6 protein-coding genes are annotated in these 2,648 nt (G+C 65.0%); all 6 read right to left on the bottom strand.

The genetic code is table 11. The features are described 5' to 3' along the window. On the bottom strand, positions 1 to 253 hold a 253-nt coding region (locus ACIQ2E_RS14060; RefSeq protein ID WP_398331866.1), incomplete at its 3' end, for a hypothetical protein. A 42-nt stretch (positions 254 to 295) separates the two neighbouring features. Further along, entirely contained in the window at positions 296 to 661 is a 366-nt protein-coding gene (locus ACIQ2E_RS14055) for a DUF86 domain-containing protein (protein ID WP_398331862.1), read from the bottom strand. Next, complete coding sequence (locus ACIQ2E_RS14050; protein WP_398331859.1) at positions 645 to 941, bottom strand: nucleotidyltransferase family protein; 297 nt, start codon at positions 939 to 941, stop codon at positions 645 to 647. Before ACIQ2E_RS14050 ends, ACIQ2E_RS14055 begins: the two co-directional genes overlap by 17 nt. Positions 942 to 1,027: 86 nt before the next feature. Next, entirely contained in the window at positions 1,028 to 1,522 is a 495-nt protein-coding gene (locus ACIQ2E_RS14045; protein ID WP_398331856.1) for a hypothetical protein, read from the bottom strand. 4 nt (positions 1,523 to 1,526) lie between these two features. Further along, positions 1,527 to 1,964 carry a hypothetical protein gene (locus ACIQ2E_RS14040; protein ID WP_398331853.1) on the bottom strand — a complete coding sequence of 146 codons (438 nt, stop codon included), beginning with the start codon at positions 1,962 to 1,964 and terminating at the stop codon, positions 1,527 to 1,529. A gap of 11 nt (positions 1,965 to 1,975) precedes the next feature. Continuing rightward, a partial coding sequence (locus ACIQ2E_RS14035) for a major capsid protein (RefSeq protein WP_398331850.1) occupies positions 1,976 to 2,648 on the bottom strand: 673 nt, incomplete at its 5' end.

The following is a 2,648-nucleotide window of genomic DNA, read 5'->3' as shown; positions in this document are numbered from 1 at the left end:
TCACACCCTCTGAATCAGCGCCCGCCACTGGCAGCGGCAACCAACTGAGCTCCAGCTCATCAGCGGGCACCGGTGCCCGTGAAAAAACCAGCTCCTCCCAGCGCCGCACCTCATTGGGCGGCACCCAGATCGGATGACCCGGGCAGCCGGGGGGCTGCAGCAGGCGGATCAGCTGGGCGGCGATGCCACTGCTGCTGATTGCTGGGGTGCGTGTCGCAGCGGCAGAGGCGTTCTGCGTCAGAAAAGAGCTCATGGGTGGACAGCGAGCCGGTGTGCTTTGCCTCCGGCCCAACCGCTATTGCCGATCAGCCCGCAGTTGGGCGCATTGCTCCAGCAGGGCTGGAAGCTCCACCTGCACCACATCCCAGACGATCTCCAGATCGATGCCGAGATAGCCGTGGATGAGCTGGTTTCTCATGGCCACGATCTGCCGCCAGGCGATCGCTGGATGGGCTTCACGAACCTCCGGTGGGATGCGTGTGGCCGCCTCGCCGATCAGCTCGATGTTGCGCAGCACAGCGTCCTGCACCAGCCGATTGGTTTCAAAAGCGTCCTGGCTGATGTCAGCGCAGTAGCTGATGGCCCTTGAGGCGAACAGCTCCATATCGCTCAGATAGAGCTGCCAATCCCTCGGGGGGCGGCGCTCAGATGGTGATGGCATCTGCTTCCACAGAAGACCGCAGCTCGGCTCGCAAAGCCTTCTCGCTCACGAGATCCACAGATCTACCCAACAAGTCCTCCAGATAAAACTGCAGCCCGTAGAAGCGCCTGGCGTTGGCGGGTGCTGCGAATTCCACCAGCACATCCACATCGCTCTGGGGCCCAGCTGCACCCCGAGCCCAGGAGCCAAACAACCGCAGCCGGCGAACGCCGAACTGTTCCTGCAACGCAGAGCTGTGCTCACGGATGCGGTTGATGAGCTGTTCCGTGCTGGGCGCCATGGCGAGGTTCCGCAGGAGACAACCCTAAGGATCACTTTAGGGAGCCTCGCCTGCACGGCCCACCAGCATTGGCATGGCCGCAGCCCTCAGATCAACGGGTCGTCGAGCAGCTCATCCGGCAGGGGCTCGCAACTCCGTGGCTCCATCTCAGCTGGCTCTGATGTGCCCGCTTCTGCTGCGGTTTGCAGTTCCAGGGCTCCGGCCTGCTCCACGAGTTCGGCCTTGGTCTGGCTGCCATCGAGCTCCACGCCGTAGGCGCTGTGGCAGTGCTCCACGATCTGGGCCTTGGTCATCGCCTGGAAGTCCGTGGCCTGCGCTGCAAGCTCTGCTGCGGGCATCGGTTCAGGTGCAGGCGCCAGCTCTGGGACCAGCAGTTGCTCAGAGTTGGGATCGCAGTCCACAACCGGCAGCCGCGGTTCCACTGATTGTTGGGGGGCTGTGGGTTGCAGTCGCCAGCCCAGGCTTTGCCAGCCGCCCAGGTGCACCGGCCAGATGAAGCGATGGCGGCCATCTCGCGTGATCCGCACCATCCCCTCCGGGATGGCGGGATCCGTCAAGTCATGGCGAACAAGGGTGGTCATTGCCTCAGGCGGGGATGGTGGCGGTCAGGCCCACGTGCATCCCCTCCAGGGTGGCAGGGGAGACGAGCGCTTTGGCAAAGCAGACCGCCGGCAGATCCACATCCGCCAGGTCGGCTGGATTGAGCTGAATGTCCCGGCCGCTGAGGAACGCCTCCACCCGGCCCCCTTCTGCCGGCAGGGCCACCCGCACTGCGCTGATCCAGCTGCCGGTGGTGCCATCGCGCAGCACCGGTGCCAACTGCAGCTCCACTTCCACTGGCCCCTCAGCACCGGGATGGGAGGCCACCAGCGAGAAGCGCGAGGCTGCATCGAGCTTGGTGTTCAGCAGCACCTCCTCTCCGGCAAGGAAGGTGTGCTCGTGGTTGCGGATGGCGCTGCGGTTCGTCCAGCCCACCAGGGTGGTCTCCGCATCCAGCAACGGGTTGCCGTTTCCGTAGGTCATGGGAGATCTCCTCAGGCCCCAGCGGGGGTGATGTTGAACAGACGGCCAGCCGCGCGGGGGTGCAGCACGGCAAAGCCCACGTACCAATCCACGCGGGTGCGAAACACCGGTGCATCGGGCACCTCGCCCAGATCCCGCACCGAAATCCCGTAGCGGCCCTGAAACGGTCCCTGCAGTCCGGTCACGCCCTGATCACCAAAGGTGCAGCAGTAGATCGAGCTGGTGCCGCCTGCTTCGTCGTAGCCCATCACCTCGACGCCCTGGGCATCGCGGTCGACGGTGAGGATGTCGCTGTCCTGGTAGCGGTGCACCGTCATCCCGTAGGAGTTGGTGCTGGTCTGGTACACCCCGCCGCCCATGGTGGAGCGGGCAAGGGCATTGAGCTGGCGGCGCATCGCCTTGCTCATCACCAGCACCTTGCTGCCGCCGTAGGCATTCACCGAATCGATCAGCTCATCGAGCCGATCGAAGTTCAGTGGTGCGCCGGGGATGGCGCCGGCTGCGTTGTTGATCGCCATCGGGTTGCCGGGCGGCAGCCGCTTGCTCAAGCCGTCAAAGGCGCGGGGATTGCTGGCGGTGTCGCCGTTGATCACGGTCGCCTCCAGCGTCAACCGCATCGAGCGCACTTTCATCTCGATCTGGCTGGCGCGGGCCTCTGGGCCCATCAGGTCCACGATCGAGCGG

Origin of the sequence: Vulcanococcus sp., from assembly GCF_044369115.1 — a bacterium.
GTDB lineage: Bacteria > Cyanobacteriota > Cyanobacteriia > PCC-6307 > Cyanobiaceae > Vulcanococcus.
This window is presented reverse-complemented; position numbering and strand designations above follow the sequence as displayed.

Coding starts and splice junctions, on each gene's coding strand:
- ACIQ2E_RS14055 (WP_398331862.1), bottom strand. CDS start 661: ATGCCATCACCATCTGAGCGCCGCCCCCCGAGGGATTGGCAGCTCTAT.
- ACIQ2E_RS14040 (WP_398331853.1), bottom strand. CDS start 1,964: ATGACCTACGGAAACGGCAACCCGTTGCTGGATGCGGAGACCACCCTG.
- ACIQ2E_RS14050 (WP_398331859.1), bottom strand. CDS start 941: ATGGCGCCCAGCACGGAACAGCTCATCAACCGCATCCGTGAGCACAGC.
- ACIQ2E_RS14045 (WP_398331856.1), bottom strand. CDS start 1,522: ATGACCACCCTTGTTCGCCATGACTTGACGGATCCCGCCATCCCGGAG.